General features: G+C 49.2%; 13 protein-coding genes. 8 read left to right on the top strand and 5 right to left on the bottom strand.

What is annotated here, in order from left to right; all coding sequences use genetic code 11:
* Positions 1-206: 206 nt before the first annotated feature.
* Positions 207-1136, bottom strand: a complete 930-nt coding sequence (locus tag ACFMKP_RS08785) for an alpha/beta hydrolase (RefSeq protein ID WP_382291001.1) — start codon at positions 1134-1136, stop codon at positions 207-209.
* 296 nt (positions 1137-1432) lie between these two features.
* On the opposite strand from ACFMKP_RS08785, the gene ACFMKP_RS08780 reads away from it, so the two are divergent.
* Entirely contained in the window at positions 1433-3106 is a 1674-nt protein-coding gene (locus tag ACFMKP_RS08780) for a von Willebrand factor type A domain-containing protein (protein ID WP_382290999.1), read from the top strand.
* 77 nt (positions 3107-3183) lie between these two features.
* Here the strand turns inward: ACFMKP_RS08780 and ACFMKP_RS08775 are convergent, their stop codons facing one another.
* Positions 3184-3792 (bottom strand): pentapeptide repeat-containing protein, encoded by a 609-nt coding sequence (locus tag ACFMKP_RS08775; protein WP_382290997.1) that lies wholly within the window; start codon positions 3790-3792, stop codon positions 3184-3186.
* Positions 3793-4954: 1162 nt separating this feature from the next.
* Here ACFMKP_RS08775 and ACFMKP_RS08770 point away from each other — a divergent pair.
* From ACFMKP_RS08770 to ACFMKP_RS08740, 7 genes are all read left to right on the top strand, one after another.
* Complete coding sequence (locus ACFMKP_RS08770) at positions 4955-7222, top strand: response regulator (RefSeq protein WP_382290995.1); 2268 nt, start codon at positions 4955-4957, stop codon at positions 7220-7222.
* Positions 7206-7652, top strand: a complete 447-nt coding sequence (locus tag ACFMKP_RS08765) for a response regulator (protein WP_054533867.1) — start codon at positions 7206-7208, stop codon at positions 7650-7652. The genes ACFMKP_RS08770 and ACFMKP_RS08765 overlap by 17 nt, the downstream gene beginning before the upstream one ends.
* A gap of 108 nt (positions 7653-7760) precedes the next feature.
* A complete protein-coding gene (locus ACFMKP_RS08760) occupies positions 7761-9326 on the top strand; it encodes a prenyltransferase/squalene oxidase repeat-containing protein (protein WP_382290993.1) in 1566 nt (521 codons plus the stop codon).
* On the top strand, positions 9323-10198 hold the full coding sequence (locus ACFMKP_RS08755; RefSeq protein ID WP_382290991.1) for a hypothetical protein: 876 nt from the start codon (positions 9323-9325) through the stop codon (positions 10196-10198). Before ACFMKP_RS08760 ends, ACFMKP_RS08755 begins: the two co-directional genes overlap by 4 nt.
* Positions 10199-10221: 23 nt before the next feature.
* Positions 10222-11073 carry an SAM-dependent methyltransferase gene (locus ACFMKP_RS08750; RefSeq protein ID WP_382290989.1) on the top strand — a complete coding sequence of 284 codons (852 nt, stop codon included), beginning with the start codon at positions 10222-10224 and terminating at the stop codon, positions 11071-11073.
* 128 nt (positions 11074-11201) lie between these two features.
* The gene (locus ACFMKP_RS08745; protein WP_382290987.1) at positions 11202-11627 is read left to right on the top strand and encodes a response regulator; all 426 of its coding nucleotides are present in this window, start codon (positions 11202-11204) and stop codon (positions 11625-11627) included.
* A 199-nt stretch (positions 11628-11826) separates the two neighbouring features.
* Entirely contained in the window at positions 11827-13995 is a 2169-nt protein-coding gene (locus ACFMKP_RS08740) for a bifunctional metallophosphatase/5'-nucleotidase (protein WP_382290985.1), read from the top strand.
* A 58-nt stretch (positions 13996-14053) separates the two neighbouring features.
* Here ACFMKP_RS08740 and ACFMKP_RS08735 read toward each other — a convergent pair whose 3' ends face one another.
* The 3 genes from ACFMKP_RS08735 to ACFMKP_RS08725 all read right to left on the bottom strand — a co-directional run bounded on the left by ACFMKP_RS08735 (position 14054) and on the right by ACFMKP_RS08725 (position 17173).
* Entirely contained in the window at positions 14054-15079 is a 1026-nt protein-coding gene (locus tag ACFMKP_RS08735; RefSeq protein WP_382290983.1) for a hypothetical protein, read from the bottom strand.
* A gap of 90 nt (positions 15080-15169) precedes the next feature.
* Positions 15170-16090, bottom strand: coding sequence for a penicillin-insensitive murein endopeptidase (locus tag ACFMKP_RS08730; RefSeq protein ID WP_382290981.1), 921 nt, complete (start codon positions 16088-16090; stop codon positions 15170-15172).
* 12 nt (positions 16091-16102) lie between these two features.
* A complete protein-coding gene (locus ACFMKP_RS08725; RefSeq protein ID WP_382290979.1) occupies positions 16103-17173 on the bottom strand; it encodes an N-acetylmuramoyl-L-alanine amidase in 1071 nt (356 codons plus the stop codon).
* Between the last annotated feature and the right edge of the window lie 11 nt (positions 17174-17184).

The following is a 17184-nucleotide window of genomic DNA, read 5'->3' as shown; positions in this document are numbered from 1 at the left end:
CGATTCCAAGAAAAGGGTTAGCTAGGGCTTATTAAACCCAATGAACGAATAAAACCCCCTTCACTATTCAATCTAGTGGAACCGGTCTCAAAAGTTTAATAGCAATTAATAAAGCATCTTAGCCAAAAAAAGCAGTCTGTCAATACTAAAACTTTAGAATTTATTAAAATGTGGCTTCAATTTGCGCAACCGCGTAGCGCAGCTTCTTAATCATCCGCAGCATTAAGAATGCTTTGGAGCCATGTATGGGCTTTGGCAAGCAAGCGTTGGGCAATTGGCGTATTAAAAGCCCAATTTTGAAAGCCATGCGGCCCGCCAGCCACAACTTCAAACGTTATATCAACAGCAGCAGCCTGCAAATGCTCAGCATAACGCCGATTTTCTTCGTAAAACAAATCAATATCGCCGACCCCAATCCAAGTTGCGGGCAAACCAGCCAAATCGGCGCGCCGAGCCGCAGCAGCATAGATTGGAAGCTCGTCAAAGCTTGGTTTATGGCCCAAATAGGCCTGCCAACCAAGCATGTTTTTGTGGTTATTCCACACAAAATGATCGATCGCCGTCAAACCGCGATCAAGCGTCGTGCGATCATCAAGCATTGGGCATAACAGCAATTGGCCAATAGGCTGCGCTTGGCCCGCATCAAACAAGCGCTGCACCAAACTGGCAGCCAAGCCGCCACCAGCACTTTCGCCACCAATAATCACCTGCGTTGGATCAACCCCAAGCGTGGGCGCATGCTGTTGTAGCCAATCCCAGCCCGCCAAACAATCATCAAGCGGCACAGGAAACGGGTGTTCAGGCGCAAGCCGATAATCAACCGAAACCACCACAATTCCCAATTTTTGGGCGGTCGTGGCGCAGAATTGATCATCTTGAGCAGCATTCCCAATAATCAGCCCGCCGCCGTGAATCCATACCAGGGCAGCGTTTGAGTGACAAACAACTGGGCGATAGATGCGCAATGGGGGATTCAGCTCGGTATGCTGTTCAATGCTCACGCCAGCAAACTGCTTGCTTGGAATACGTTTACCTAACCAACGCACAAAACGTCGCCCCCAATTGCTGCCAAGCGGAAGCGGTGGAATGCGGCGAACATAGGGCTGTAATTCGGGATCGACTCTTGGAAGTTGCATCACACTGGCCTTTCTTGGGTGGATTAACCTCGATTTTTAGCATTGTACTGGCGTTTTGTACAGTAAATGGCAGTATTTCACCAGTAAAAATCCATTTTTTCGCCATTTGCGGCAGGTATGCTAAAGCTGGATCACCCAAGGAGCTTCAATTGATAGCGCGTTCAATCCGCAGCATTGAGTTACGAAGAGCTAGGCAGAAACTACAGATAGCTATGGAACAAAAATTTCTTTGGTAGCGTTTGATGGGTATGGTCCACAATGGCTTAATCAACATTATTATCTGAAAAGAGGCTGTTATGCGATTCAAACGAGGCAGCATTGTGCTGATCGCACTGATCATCAGCGCTTGTGGGGGAGAAGCGAGTGTTCCAACGTCAGTCAGCGATCCAAAATTACGCCCAGCACCACAAGCTGAGCCAACCAGCGTCGCTCAACAACCAGCGCCACAAGTCGATCCAAACGGTGGGGCCGAACAACCAGCGCCACAACCAATTCCCAGCCAACCACCAGCTGATGCAGCGGGTGCGCCATTGCCAGATGTGCAGGTAATACCAACCCAACCGCTTGATCCAGGTCGGCCCTACTCAAGTGACCAAGATCAAGAAGTTTTCGACTCGATGTACTTCAAAAATTATGGCACTAATCCATTCGTGCGCACAGAAACTGACCCCTTATCAACCTTTGCGATGGATATTGATAGTGCCTCGTATAGCCTGATGCGCAGCAGCATCAATCAAAACCTCTTGCCCCCAGCCGATTCGGTGCGGGTCGAAGAATATCTGAATGCCTTTGATTATGATTATCCACAGCCAGAAGATGGTGATTTTGCAATTTACAGCGAGGTAGCACCATCGCCATTTGGTGGCCCGAATTACGAATTGGTCCAAATTGGGATTCAAGCGCGCGAGATTGCGGTTGCCGATCGCAAGCCAGCGGCGCTGACCTTTGTGATCGATAGCTCAGGCTCGATGGCCCAAGATGGTCGCTTAGAAATGGTCAAAAACGCCTTGATCTATTTGGCTGGCAAGTTGCAACCAGATGATAGTTTGGCGATTGTGGCCTTCAACAATGATATGCGGGTGGTGTTGCAGCCAACCACGGGCGAAAATCAGATGGCTATTATCACAGCGATCAATTCGCTTGAGCCGAGCGGCGGCACCAATGCAGAGGCAGGTCTGCGCGCTGGCTTCGATTTAGCCTGGCAAGCCTTCAAACCAGAAGGCATCAATCGGATTTTGATGTGCTCCGATGGCGTTGCCAACAGCGGCATGACTGAGCCAAGCCAACTCTTGGCAACCTTCCAAGAGTATCTTGATGCAGGCGTGCAACTTTCGACCTATGGGGTTGGCATGGGCAACTACAACGATATTCTGTTGGAGCAATTGGCCGATAAAGGCGATGGCAACTATGGTTATATCGATTCAGCAGACGAAGCCCAACGCTTGTTTGGCGAGCAACTAACTGGCTCGCTCGAAACCATTGGCCGCGAAGCCAAGATCCAAGTCAGTTTTGATCCCAACGTGGTCAAGCGTTATCGCCTGATTGGCTACGAAAATCGTGATGTTGCTGATAGCGATTTCCGCAACGATAGTGTCGATGGGGGCGAAATTGGTGGTGGGCATAATGTAACTGCGCTGTATGAGATCAAGCGCCATCCTGATGCGCAGGGCACGATTGCCCAAGTTAATATTCGTTATGTCGATATGGATACGAACGCGCCGGTTGAAGAAAGCCTGAGCATTAGCACCGAGCAAATTCATAGCAGCTTTGATCGTTCGAGTGCGCGGATGCATTTGGCGGCCAGTGTTGCCGAATTTGCCGAACTTTTGCGCCATTCGCGCTGGAACAACGGCACTGACATCTTAGATGTTCTTGATTTAGCTGAAGAAGCAGCACTTGATTTACCCAACAACCAAGGTGCAGCCGAATTTGTGAACTTGCTCAAACAAGCAGAGCGCATGCACCAATAGCTAAAAAGCAGCAACGCCCGTTTCAGCGTGTGAAATGGGCGTTGCTTAGCAAAATGCCAGTTCAAAAAAATGAATAACTAGCAAGCAACCTCACGAGCAAGCAGATGGTCATCGAAAATCATACCATGATCGGCAGTGTTCCAACCCAATGGCCACACCGTGCCAGCATTATAGCGAGCACCTTGGAGTTGAGCATCAGTCAGGATAGCGTTGCGCAAATCAGCATCACGCAAATCGGCACCGCGCAAATCAGCGCCAGTAAAGTTCAATTGTTGGCGGGCTGGGTGGGCTGATTGATTGGAGCGAACCCCAAACAACGAAGCGTTGACCAAGCGTGCGCCACCGAATTGAGCTTGGCTCAAATTGGCCCCTGAAAGATCGGCATTGGTGAAATCAGCACCATCACATTGGGCTTGATTCAGATTCGCATCACGGAAATCAGCAGCGATAGCGGCAACCCGATTGAGTCGAGCGCGGTGAAAATTACAGCGTTGCAGATTTGCACCACTGAATTGAGCACGCACTAAATCAGCCAAGTTGAATTGAGTATCTGCCAAGTTTGCATCACAGAAATCGTGGTGGCGCAAGCGGGCAAATTGCATGTTGCTGCGATAGGCCGACAAAACGGGCATTTGAACAGGGTGGTTTTGTACATCCAAAACCAAGACATCGCGCAGGGTTGTCATAGCAGTCTACCTTCATTTAACGACGTGGTTAAAAGAGCAAGGGCGAATTATGATGAGCGAAGGTTTGCGATTAGCGTTTGCCTAAGCAAGAACTATGCTCATCGTTCGGTGACCAAGCCAAAAGGTATCTAGAACACCAGCTACGCTGTTGAACCGAGGCTATTGCAGGCAAGAATGAAACCAAAAGAGCAATTGTTTGGGCAATGATACCAACGCGAACGGATGATTGGTCGGTGAATGTCGCTTCACCGTGGTCTGCTCCGAGACAATACAACATGGTAACTCCAAACATCAGACAGTCAGGGTCTGAGGTAAGAATTTGGTGTGTTTATGCCATATAAACACGGGCCGATACAAATCCCGCCTCCGATAGCTCCTACCAGCCTAGGCTAGTACCTAGTTTGTGCGATGGCAGCAAGCTGCGGTATATCACCCACAATCACCAGCCAAAGCTCCAAATCAGCAACGAGGCTATTAGCCTTGTACAGGGTTGCTTGCTAGAACTTTCAGCCCGACACCTTTACCCACGAGGGGGATAAATCGTCAATTGTTGTGGCAGGTCGTGCCACGATAATTTGGTGATGGTTGTTCAGATCCGGTTGGTTTATCTGTGGGTTGTGGGGAGATTATACACAGATTACCCGCCATACCACTAGGTAATTAGAAACCATTTGGATAGTACCAATAGTACCAGCTGGTTTCTGACCTAGAGTGTATAGGAACTCAGTACTAGCACTTCTAGAATGAATTACCCATGCCATGGTATAACACCCATAGGGATAATTAGGCAACAACTGTTCTAGTCCTGACTATCAAGTAGTTAGGATCAGTGTAGACCGTATCATACCAAGAATTGCGAAATTTGTCACATGGAAATGATGGTACTGATATCGTTGCACTTCGGGCATCGTATCCAACTTAAATACTATACAACCATAGTCCAGCTATGGTACACTTCTCACACATAAATCCATAGTCCTATACAGCTATTGATATATGTGAAGTGTAAATAGTTCCGCTCAGGATTGAGCCATCGCTGCTTGAAATCAACCTATTCTGCGCTTTGCTCCAAGCATCCATTCAAGCAGCATCTTGTGATAACTGATGGAAGAGTTGTGTAACTTTGGTAGGGCATAGCAGGCGCTATGCTGAAGGAGCACCCATGCAAGCCCCAATCCAGCGCTGGCTTAATCAGATCAATCTTACAGACCCTGTGCAACGGGAGCAAGCCTTTCTCCTACAGATAATGTTAATTGGCTTGAGTATTATTTGTTTTGTTACTGTTCCAACTGCATTTATTGTCTCAAGCACCAGTGGCAGTGCTTTTCGGGCTGGCCTTACCAGTCTTTTGATTTTCATTTTCTTTGTGATTGCGGTCGTGAATCTGCGCCAAGGCCATTTTCGCCGTGCAGTTACGCTGGCCTCAAGCGGGCTTGTGGTAGGGCTGTCGATAATTTTGGCCCTTGAAGGATTACGCAATAGTGCTTGGATTCTTTCGGCATTTATGATGCCAATCACACTCTCAGGATTGTTAACTGGTCGCAAGGGGATTAAAACTATTGCTGGCGCAAGCATCGTTGTCATTGCACTCATCGGGGGGTTGCAATTCTTCAATGTGCAATTTATAGGAGCCTATCCACGGCTCGGCGATCTGTTGCCGCCAACAATTAGCACCTTTGTGTTTAGCGTTTTGATCGTGGGCTTCTTTTTTCATCGTTTTAGTGCCTCTTTAAATGATGCACTAAGCCGCGCGTTACAACGTGAATACGAGCTCCAACAGATTCGCGATAAACTTGAGATTTTGGTGGATGAGCGTACCGCAGCCCTGCAAGATGCCTTACACGCAGTCGAAGAACGCGAAGGACGACTTGAAAAAACCAATATCGAGCTAGCAAGCGCCAAAAACGCCGCCGAAGAAGCCAACCAACTTAAATCGCGCTTCTTGGCCAATATGAGCCACGAACTGCGCACGCCACTCAATGCAATTATCAATTTCACCGCCTTTCTTGATCGCTATGGAGATTTTTCTGAACGCCAGCGCGAGTTGCAAGAACGGGTACTGTATAACGCCGATCACCTGCTTGGCTTAATTAACGACATCCTTGACCTCTCGAAAATCGAAGCAGGCAGGATGGAGTTGATGTATGAAAAAACTGAGCTTGAACCCATTATTAGTGGAGTGATGGCCACCGCCAGCGGGCTGACCCGCGATAAAGGGCTTGAGCTTGACTTAGACATGCCCGAAGAACTGCCAACAATGGTGATTGATAAGGTGCGAATTCGCCAAGTGCTGCTCAATTTGCTTTCAAACGCCGTCAAATTCACAGAGCAAGGCCAAGTTAAGGTCATAATCAGCCAACCAAATCCTGAAACTGTGCAAATTGCCGTCCAAGATAGTGGGATTGGGATCGCGCCAGAGAATCAACAACAGATTTTCGAGGAGTTCCAACAAATTCAAAACGAAGTGACCCATCAATATCAAGGCACTGGTTTAGGCTTGCCGATTAGCAAACTGTTGGTCGAAATGCACGGCGGCAGGATGTGGCTCGAAAGCACCCAAGGCGAAGGCTCGACCTTCTACTTTAGCTTGCCAATTACCAACAGTTTGGCCGAAACCACAACCGTCGATCTTGCTGCGCCACCAAGTTTGATCGAGCTTGAAGCCACATCAAATGACCAAGCGAGCATTGAGATTGTGGTGATCGATGATAACCCTGATGCCCATGAAACCTTTCGGGTTATGCTGGAATCAGGGGGCTATCGGGTGCATAGCGTTTTAGATAGTCGTTTGGCAATTAGCAGCATCAAACAAATTGAGCCGCGCTTAATTATTACCGATGTGCAAATGCCAAATCTTGATGGTTGGGAATTGCTGGCCCAAATCAAGAATGATCCAACGATTGCCCATATCCCAATTGTTGTCTGCTCAGTGGTTGATCAAGGTACGATTGGGCTGGTTTTGGGGGCAAGGAAACATATTGTCAAACCTGTACGTGAGGAGGTATTGCTGGCGATTGTGCAAGAATGTGTCGAACCAGCTGCTGAGATCTTGGTTGTTGACGATAACCCTGACGCTCGTCAAGTTGTCCAACACATTCTCGCGGCCCGAGATTATGCGATTAGCGAGGCAACGGATGGGGTTGAGGCATTGGCGCTGATCGCGCACTCCAAGCCCGACCTCGTTATTCTCGATCTGATGATGCCAAATATGGATGGCTTTGAAGTGCTCGAAGCCCTGCGTAATAATCCCAACTATGCTGACATTCCAGTGATTATTGTCAGCGCCAAGGATCTTGATCAACAGGAACATGATTGGCTGCGTACCCGCGCCCAAGGGGTCATTGCTAAACGCCAACTTAGTGAGGAAGAATTTCTTAGCCGCATTAATGAGATCTTTAACCAAGGAGTAGAGTATGCCCGTGGCAAGTAATGAATATTTTGTTCCCGTTGTACCCAGCGACGCATCGGTGGTTATTGTCGAGGATAATCCCGATAATTTATTCGTTTTGGAGATTCTGCTCCGCGAAGATTTGCGGGTCAAATATTATAACGGACGAGCCTCTGGCCGCCAATTTTTTAAGTTGCTTGAGGCGAATCCTCGCCTGCACCCCGATTTGGTCTTGCTTGACATTCAGTTGCCCTATGAAGATGGTTTTACCGTTTTCAAAAATATGCTGCATGTGCCGCAACTTAAAAACACCCAAGTGATTGCGGTTACGGCCAACGTTATGCCGCAGGATGTGGCCAAAGCGCGTGAGCTTGGCTTCAATGGACTAATTGGCAAGCCGATTAATCGCAATCGCTTTCCCAATCAAATTACCCGCATTTTGAATGGCGAATCGGTCTGGGAACCCTACTAGATCGCGGTAGCCCAACCAGCGTTTGATTGCTCTACGCTGGTTGGGCTGCTATTCAGAAAGGAGTAGGGTTGAGATTACGACCTTGTGTAGGATCTCGATCCTTTGCCTATGAGCTTAATTCTTGACATTTTACTCAATGATTTGCGGGCATTAATTCGCGACCTTGGTCAAAATGGCGGCCTAATGAGTCCGTCGGTCTATGATACTGCTCAAGCGTTGCGCTTATACCCAACTCCCAACGAAGATCATGTTTGGCCAGCAGTTAATTGGTTAGTAATCCAACAACATGCTGATGGAGGTTGGGGCAATCCGGCTATGCCATTAAGCAGGGCAGTGCCAACTTTGGCTGCGATTTTGGCGCTGCGCCACCATTGTCAACGCCGCTCAACCTTCGATGGCTTGCTCGAAGCCAAACGTTTTTTGCGCCGCCAGCTTGAATATTGGGAAAAACCGCTGCCCGATAATCTGCCAGTGGGCATGGAATTGCTGCTGCCCTATATGCTCAAAGAGGCCTACCGCGAGGAACATGCCGATGATGCTGATGGGATTCCAATTAGATTACGGCTCGATATTCCACTTGCGCCTTATCGCGAATTGATCGCCTTGGGCGAACATAAACGGGCATTGATTCAGCAAAAGAAGCCGCGCGCTGGCACTGCTCCCGTCTATTCGTGGGAAGCGTGGGCGAGCCATGCAGACCCTGGCTTAATTGATGGCTCTGGTGGAATTGGCCATAGTCCTGCTGCAACTGCTGCCTGGTTATTTGCCGCCAACCATAACCCCAGCCTGCATCACGAAATCGCTGGCGCAGAAAGTTATTTGCGCCAAGCATCGTTGGCCACCTCGGAAAGCGCACCTTGTATTATGCCAACCGCTTGGCCAATTCCCCGTTTTGAGCAATCATTTAGCCTCTACGCCTTGGTAACCGCAGGAATTCTCGACTTTCCGAGCATTCAAGATGTACTCAAACCGCAAATTGCTGATTTGCAGCAAGCGCTCAAGCCCAAAGGCATTGGATTTAGCGATGATTTTATGCCCGATGGCGATGATACTGCGGCAGCGGTCGCCGTCTTAATCGCAGCGGGTTATCCCGTCGATCTTGAAATCTTACGTCAATTTGAGCGCGATCAATGTTTTGTTGCCTATCATGGTGAACTGCAACCGTCAATTTCATTGACAGCACGAGCGGTGCATGCGCTCGATTTGGCTGGGGTTGATATTTCGCGCTGGTGGAAAATTTTTATTGATGCCCAAAAACTAGATGGCAGTTGGAGCGGCGATAAATGGAATACTTCGTGGCTCTATACCACATGCCACGTCCTGATTGCCTTGAAAAACTCGCCCTACAAAACGGCGATGAAAGAAGCGGTTGCAGCGCTCCAGGTGCATCAACACCCTGATGGCGGCTGGGGCATTATTCAGCGCTCGACGACGGTTGAAACTGCCTATGCAGTGCTCGCACTCCACAACTTACGTGAAACTGGCCTTTTAGATAACGACGACATTCGCATGCTCCAACGTGGCTATAATTGGCTCTGCACTCATTATCGCCCTTTCCGCATGAAAGAGTATCAATGTTGGCTCAATAAAGAAATTTATTGTCCCCAACGGATTGATCGCGCCTATGAGCTAAGTGCCATGTTAGCAGTCACCTTAGGAGATTTACGGATATGATCCGCGACAGCATTCCAACGCTTGCAGATTTTCTTCAAGCTCCACTCGAAGCAATCCAACAGATTGCCCCAGCAACCATGATTTTTTCGAGCGGTGGCAGCCGCCGCAAAGCGGCCTTGGCAACTATGCCAGCGCAAGGCGAAGCGTATGCGCGTTGGTCGCACGGACAATTATTAACCTGTTTAGAGCTCTTTTTCTGTCACGGCATTAAGCATCTGTTTTTACCAATGCTTTTGCCCAATCAATTCCAAGAAACAACACCTAATTATCGTGAACATATTGAACATTGGGTTGCGTGGGGAGCAGCCAGCCCAGCGATGCGTGAGTATTACCGCGAACGCAATTGGCGAGTGCGACTGCTCGATACCCAACCATCACCAATTATCGCCGAAGCGGCTCAAAGCTTGCATCAGCCAGATGATACTTCGGAGCAGCCAACCCTTTGGTGGTTTATCGTCCGCGATTCAGAAGATCCATGGCAAGCCATCTTCCAAGCTGCCCATCAGACCGCCTTCAAAACACGGATTCAAGCAATTGAGGCGATCTATGGCGAACCAATCCCGCCTGCTGAATTATTTGTTTCATTTGGCAAACCGCAGGTTAATCATGATGTGTTACCACCCTTGTTGGTGGGCAATCTGCAATGTTACTGGACGCAAAAACCAGGTTACACCTTGAGCGAAGCCGAATTTCGCCAGATTTTGTATGATTTTAAATTTTTGCGCCAAACCTGGCAAAGCGATAAAACCGAACGCACCAAGGCCGCCTTAGAATTTCGGCAGCACTGGGAGCGCGGCCCCATTCTCGGGCTTGGCCAACAACTAGGCCCGTTTTGGTATCCACAATCAACCAGCATTGAATTAGAGTTGTAGCAGCGTTTTAAGGAGAATTGTGTATGACAGTCTTAGCAACTGATCTAGCGGAACCCAACCCACCAAGCATCAACGATGTCGAAGCCTATTACGACGCAATGGGGCCGTTTTATAAGCTGATTTGGGGTGATAGTGTTCACGGTGGCTATTGGCCAGCGGGCTTAGAACATTTATCGTTGCCTGAAGCCCAAGAGCATTTAACCAATTTGATGATTGAGAAAACGCCAATTGCCGCTGGTCAACACATGCTTGATCTTGGTTGTGGCACAGGCTTGCCAGCAATTCGCATGGCCGCCGCCAAACATTGCCACGTGCATGGCATCACTGTTGCCCACGGCCAAGTTGCTGAAGCCCAAACCACCATTCAAGCCATGCAGATGCAGGATCAGGTGCAGATTGCTTGGGGCAATGCCATGGCATTGCCCTTTGCTGATGGGTTCTTCAATGCCGCATGGGCCTTCGAATCGATCTTCCATATGCCCAGCCGCCTGACTGTCTTACAAGAGGCGAATCGCGTGTTGCAAACTGGCAGCTATTTGGTGCTGACCGATATTGTTGAAGTCAAGCCACTAAGCCTTGAACAAAAACACATCTTTTACCCTGCATTTCAGATCAATACCCTGACGACCAAGCAGGGCTACCTTGATCTTTTTGATCAAACGGGCTTCGAACAGCTTGAATTGATCGATTTGACCGCAGGAATTGCCAAAACGCTCGCCCACACCAAGCTTGGCATCGAGCAAAAACGGGCCGAACTGGAGGCGATGTATCCACCACCAATGTTGGCAATGATCGAACAAACCTGGCCGATGGTTGAGAAAATTTATGCAGAATATGTGCGCTATGTGTTGATTGTGGCGCGCAAACGTGGCTAAAATCAGCCATCACTAATTTCAATTGTTGTGCTCATTTTATTCATTCCATATCCCAGATCAGCGACAACGATTTACGTCAATACTTCCGGTTATCAATCAATTAATCGACTCACGAAGGAGTTAATTGTATGTCGCTGATTCAAAAAATGACCAAAGCATTTGTGCTAATCGTCGAAGATAATATTGATAATATGCTGGTATTAACTGAATTATTGAATGTTATGCCAGAAGTGCGCTATTGTAATGTGCGGCCCTCAGGTCGGCAGCTGTTTGCCTTCCTCGAAAATGATGCAGTGCCTGCAATTAATTTAATTTTGTTGGATATTAATCTGCCGCGGGAAAATGGCTATGTGCTGTTGCCCAAAATTCGTGCCCACCCAAAATTATGTAATGCGATTGTGATTGCAGTCAGCGCCCAATCTGCACCCCAAGAAGTAGCCAAAATGCGCGCTGCTGGCTTTGATGGTTTTCTGGCCAAACCACTCCATTTTCAACGCTTTCCAGAGCAGCTGCGCCGAATTATGAATGGTGAGCAAATTTGGGAAGGCAGTTAAACTAAATACCCAAATAGTTTATTCTTAAGTATTGTGCCCAATAAATTATAGAATAAATAGAGCCAATATATTTGCTAGCTATATAGCTTATTTTGGCTTTGTTAATAAAATTGGCTCAAAATTTGAATTAAATTTAACCAAATTTAGTTTTTTTTGACGTATAATACCCTTTGATCTGTGTGTCCAGGAGAAACAATTCATGGATTTTGCAATGTGGCATAACGTGAAGAGCAAAGTAGGGGTCCTACTTGGCTTGACGCTGTTGGCCGGCTCAATTGGCCAAGCTGCTCCAACCAAAGCCGCCGAGAAGCTGTGTTTCGACCAGCCAGGCGTTGTTGAATGTATTGCTCCCGAGTTCCGCGATTATTGGGAAAAGAACGGTGGCTTGCCCGTTTTTGGCTATCCCCAAACCGCAGCCTATGAAGAAGTCACGCCAGAAGGCAAGTTCTTGGTGCAATATTTCGAGCGCCAACGGCTTGAATATCACCCTGAAACTCCAGCTCCATTTACGATTTTGCTTGGACGGATTAATGATGAAGTGCTGTTGCGCGAAAACCGCGTCTGGCGCGATTTCCCAACCGCTCCGCAAGCCAACGGTTGCCAATTGTTCAGCGAAACTGGCCACAGCGTTTGTGGTGAGTTCTTGAAATATTGGAACTCGCAAGGCTTGGATTTGGGCGAAAATGGCATTACCTACGGCGAATCATTAGCTTTGTGGGGCTTGCCACTCTCTGATCCACAAGAAGAAATCAATATCGATGGCGATAAAGTCGTAACCCAACACTTCGAGCGCGCGCGCATGGAATGGCACACCAAAGATGGCAAGAACCAAATCTTGCTAACCCGACTTGGTGTGACCTTGGTGCCAATGCAATTGAAAATGTTGGCGATCAACGACTTCCATGGCCAAATCTCGACTGGCCGCAAAGTGAGCAACAAAGATGTTGGTGGCGCTGCCTATTTGAGCAGCTACATCAAACAAGCTCGCGCTAAAGCCCGCTACTCCTTGACGGTGCAAGCAGGCGATATGGTCGGCGCAAGCCCACCAAGCTCGGCCTTGTTGCAAGATCAACCAACCATGGAATTCTTGAATACCTTGGGTGTGAACGTTGGCACAATTGGTAACCACGAGTTTGATGAAGGCGTTGATGAACTGATGCGCTTGATCGACGGTGGCTGTCACCCAACCGCTGGCTGCTGGGATGGTGCAAACTATCCTTATATCGCTGCCAACGTGATTGACAAACGCACCAACAAAACCATCTTGCCAGCCTACCACGTTGTCAATGTCGATGGCGCACGGATTGGTTTTATTGGGGTTGTGTTAAAAAACACGCCTGAAATCGTAATTCCTTCGGGCGTTGCGAACCTTGAGTTCATCGATGAAGTAACCGCAATCAACCAAGCAGTTACCGAATTGAATGGCCAAGGCGTGCATGCAATCGTGGTTTTAGCCCACGAAGGTGGCACCCAAAACGCTACCAGTGGCGTAATTACTGGCCCAATCGCCGAAATTGCCAATAATGTGAATGATGATGTTGACGTGATTGTCAGCGCGCACACCCACACCTCAATCAGCGGCGAAGTCGATGGCAAATTGATCACCCAAGCGCTGTCGTATAGCACCGCGTTTGCTGATATTGATTTGACGATTGACCGCGCCAAGCGCGATATTGTAGGCAAAAAAGCCACGATCGTCACGACCTTCCACGAAGGCATGACCCCAGATGCTGAAGTTGCAGCGATGGTCAAGAAATATGAAGACCAAGTTGCACCACAAGTCAACCGCGTGGTTGGCTCAGCCTCAATCGCCATCAACAATACTCCCAACGATGCAGGCGAATCGGCCTTGGGCAACTTGATTGCCGATGCCCAACGCAACACCATGAGCACCCAATTTGCCTTCATGAATCCTGGTGGCATTCGCGCACCACTCGATGCTGGCGAAATCACCTGGGGCGAGTTGTATGCAATTCAACCATTCAGCAATGATTTGGTTAAGATGACGGTTAGCGGCAATGACATCTACACCTTGCTTAACCAACAATGGCAAACCCAAAGCGATGGCACAGTCCGCGCGCGCATCCTGCAAATTTCAGGCTTGAGCTACACCTGGACTGATGCCAACCCAATTGGCCAAAAGGTGTTAGAAGTTCGTGGCAGCGATGGCAAAGCCTTGGATAAAGCTGCAAGCTATACCATCACCGTCAATAGCTTCTTGGCCGATGGCGGCGACGGCTTCGTGGTGCTCAAACAAGGCACCAACCGCGAAGTTGGCCCAACCGACCTCGATGGCCTCGTGCGCTACATCGAAAAATTGGCGCAACCAGTCAATGCCAATGTCGAAAACCGCATCATCAAACAATAAGCTATAATTTTCGACACACGATCACCAATGCAGCAGGCAAAACCTGCTGCATTGTGTTTTAGGGCAACCAGCGCGGCCAAATCGCATCATCAGCAAGCTGGATAGGAGTCGTAATCTCAGGAACTTGATACCAAATCGAATAGCGCGCTTGCTGTGGGTCGAGTCTGCTCCAGATCAATTCTTGGCCCTCTGGTGACCATTGCGGGTCGAAATTATCGTAGCGTGAATCATCAGTCAGCTGGAGTGGTTCTAGGGGATTGTTGAACTTCAGCAGCCAGAGTTCGCCAACTTCGGCTCCCAACGGGCGACGAATATAGGCTAATTGCTGGCCATCAGGAGCCAGTCGCGGGTAGTAAACATCAGCATCAGGGCTTTCTAAAACCACCTGTATTTGCTCAGTCGCTAGATCGTAGCGCACCAAACGGCCAAAACGCCCTGCTGCTGGCTCGGTCAATTGAGCAATAATCAGCGCTTGGCTATCGGGCTGCCAGCTAAACGTACCAGTGAAGGTTAGTTCGCGGGTCTCGCCTGTCGCGGCATGCAAGACTAAATTAGGACGATCAGCCAATTCATAGATCAGCCACTTGCCATCAGGCGACCATTGTTGGTTCAAGGCTGGAGTTTGAGCAGCATCCAAGCTTTGGGGTTGGCTCGCACTCGCGCCAATTTGCCAAATGCTGGGCGGCGCAGGTTCGTCATCAATCAACTCCAACGGTGAACGCAAATAGAGCACTTGATCGTTAACTGGATGGCAGGTGGCTTGGCTCAACACCGCCGCAGGATCATCAACCAAGGTTTGAGTTTGACGCGTATTCAAATCACTTGCGAGCAAGCGATTCGTGCCGCTCAGCTTCGTTGTGTAAATCAAGCGCCCTTGACTGAAACAGGCTGGACTATTCACCGCCGTGCCAATTGTTTGTTGGTTTTGAGCAAAATCACGGACGATCAAATTCGCCTCGGTCAACGGCTCCTGCACATAGCTCATCAACCAATATTTCGGGTCAATGGTTGGCACAGCAGTTGATTTCACCGAACCACAACTGATTAAACTGCCAAGAATGCCAAGTAATAGAATCCAACGCATGCGATTAAATTCCCCTAAATACCTAGAATCCGTCAGGCTCACTGCTTTGCAGCAGCGGCCATGACGGATTATAAGCCAGACGAATAATAATTATTTATAGCGAATGTGTAAGTGATTATCGTGATTTGGATATGAGGTCGTCAAGCCTTCGCTAATCAACACTGGATCATTGAAGTAGATCACGGTAATTTGGCCAGGGGCGGCGGCGCGAATCGCTTTGACCAAATTGCGGGTTGCGGCCCGATCGTAGGTGCTTGATTGCCATGTGATGCGGCTGCCAGAGCATTGATTGCTATCGCTGCGAATTGGCCAAATATCCACATCAAGCCCAGTTTCGTGCGAAGCATGGCCTGGAATATCGCCGCCATGCTCGAAGCTAATATCGCCAAGTGGCACTTTGCCCTTGCCAAAGCTGGCAAAATTACTGCTTGCTTCTTCGAGTTGGGCCACGGTTGAGGCTACGCCCCAGTTGGCATTGCCATTGCCATCGGGATCTTTATCGCAGATGTTGGCGCTCATATCGGCATATTCATAGTGCCAAATCAAATTTTTCCAAGTTGTTGGGCCAACCACGCCATCGGCGCTCAAGCCAGCGTGGCTCTGAAAACTCTTGACAGCGCTTTCGGTGCCTGCGCCAAAATCGCCATCGACCGTCAGGCCTGCATTGCGTTTGGCGTTCAACAAGGTTTGTACAGCTTTGACGGCGTTGACATTATCGCCACGGCGCACGGTGACGACCAACGCGCCCCACGTATTTGGGCCAACGATGCCATCGGCTCCAAGGCCTTTGCTGGATTGAAAGCTCTTGACCGAGCTTTCGGTACCTGAGCCAAATACGCCATCGGCACCGATATTGAGCAAATATTGCATTGCCTTGACATCGCTGCCGCGATTGCCCTTGCTAACAGTGTGAAAAAATGCCGCTGAAAATGCCTGCGCCGTGTTGATCGAACTCAGCATAATGCCAAGAATTAATGTACAACTGGCGATTCGCCAAACGAGAGCTTTCATGAAGCAACCTCACTACATCGCTAAGTTATTCCAGCTATTCATGCCAACTACGCCATCAACCGTCAATTGGCGATTCGTTTGGAAGGCGCGCACCAAGGTATTTACGCCGGTGCCAAAGCTGCCATCAATCGTGGTTGGATAATTTTGCACGCTCAGTTGATTTTGCAAGGCTTTGACGGCCTCGCCAGTATCGTTCAAGCGCACGGTCATAATCAGTTTTTCCCATGTCGCCGCCCCAACAATCCCATCGGCGGTGAGGCCATTGGCGGTTTGGAAGGTTTTGACGGCGGTTTCGGTGCCTGGGCCAAACGCACCATCGGCGGTAATCGTCGCGCCCCGCGCCCGCAAGAGATATTGCATGGTTTTGGCAAGGCCAGTCGCTGGCGTATTGCGGCGCAAAATCGGCCACATGCGGCCAACCGCCCCACCATTGAGCGTCGTATCGACGGCGGTGCGCAATTGAGGCAACAAACTATACAGCGTATCACCTGGGCAGCTGGTGCTATCCAAATCGCGGTGGCCCACAATATCGTTGGCAGTAAGGCCATATTGCTGGCAAATATAGGCAATCAAGGCTACCAGTTTATTCCACAACGGCAGGCTGGGCGTGACGTTCATATACAAGCCTTCGCATTCGATGCCAATATGGGTTTCATTATGGCCATCGACGTGCGCGCCCTGCACATGTTTTGTACCGCCCTGCAAAATGCTGAGGCTTTGATGGCGGCCTTCCATAATCCAGCCACCACGGCTAATCGTAAATTGCTGGCCAGTATCGATCCAGCCGCGATTGAAGTGGCTTTGTTGAATTTGGCGCGCCACTTGCCAAGCCTTATTGCGGGTAAAATCGTTCGTGTTGAGGTTGGTGGTGTGGTGAACGACGATGCCAATTGGCTTTTGATTGAGCACATTAATTGGCTCTTTGGCTGCGGCAGAACCCCAAGCAGCAGTGCCATCGATGGCTGGGGTTGGCACGACGGCGTGGGCCGAGCGCAACAAACGCAATTCCGTCCCGCCAACGACCACACTCATAGCTACGCCCATGGATAACTTGCCAAACATTCGGCGCGAAATTTTCTTCATTACAGGGCTTT

Origin of the sequence: Herpetosiphon sp. NSE202 (assembly GCF_042688385.1) — a bacterium.
Taxonomy (GTDB): domain Bacteria; phylum Chloroflexota; class Chloroflexia; order Chloroflexales; family Herpetosiphonaceae; genus Herpetosiphon.
This window is presented reverse-complemented; position numbering and strand designations above follow the sequence as displayed.

Bases quoted from the DNA above. Each gene is read 5' to 3' on its own strand.
- ACFMKP_RS08750 (WP_382290989.1), top strand. From the start codon at position 10,222: ATGACAGTCTTAGCAACTGATCTAGCGGAACCCAACCCACCAAGCATC.
- ACFMKP_RS08740 (WP_382290985.1), top strand. From the start codon at position 11,827: ATGGATTTTGCAATGTGGCATAACGTGAAGAGCAAAGTAGGGGTCCTA.
- ACFMKP_RS08725 (WP_382290979.1), bottom strand. From the start codon at position 17,173: ATGAAGAAAATTTCGCGCCGAATGTTTGGCAAGTTATCCATGGGCGTA.
- ACFMKP_RS08785 (WP_382291001.1), bottom strand. From the start codon at position 1,136: ATGCAACTTCCAAGAGTCGATCCCGAATTACAGCCCTATGTTCGCCGC.
- ACFMKP_RS08735 (WP_382290983.1), bottom strand. From the start codon at position 15,079: ATGCGTTGGATTCTATTACTTGGCATTCTTGGCAGTTTAATCAGTTGT.
- ACFMKP_RS08745 (WP_382290987.1), top strand. From the start codon at position 11,202: ATGTCGCTGATTCAAAAAATGACCAAAGCATTTGTGCTAATCGTCGAA.
- ACFMKP_RS08770 (WP_382290995.1), top strand. From the start codon at position 4,955: ATGCAAGCCCCAATCCAGCGCTGGCTTAATCAGATCAATCTTACAGAC.
- ACFMKP_RS08760 (WP_382290993.1), top strand. From the start codon at position 7,761: ATGAGCTTAATTCTTGACATTTTACTCAATGATTTGCGGGCATTAATT.
- ACFMKP_RS08780 (WP_382290999.1), top strand. From the start codon at position 1,433: ATGCGATTCAAACGAGGCAGCATTGTGCTGATCGCACTGATCATCAGC.
- ACFMKP_RS08755 (WP_382290991.1), top strand. From the start codon at position 9,323: ATGATCCGCGACAGCATTCCAACGCTTGCAGATTTTCTTCAAGCTCCA.
- ACFMKP_RS08775 (WP_382290997.1), bottom strand. From the start codon at position 3,792: ATGACAACCCTGCGCGATGTCTTGGTTTTGGATGTACAAAACCACCCT.
- ACFMKP_RS08765 (WP_054533867.1), top strand. From the start codon at position 7,206: ATGCCCGTGGCAAGTAATGAATATTTTGTTCCCGTTGTACCCAGCGAC.
- ACFMKP_RS08730 (WP_382290981.1), bottom strand. From the start codon at position 16,090: ATGAAAGCTCTCGTTTGGCGAATCGCCAGTTGTACATTAATTCTTGGC.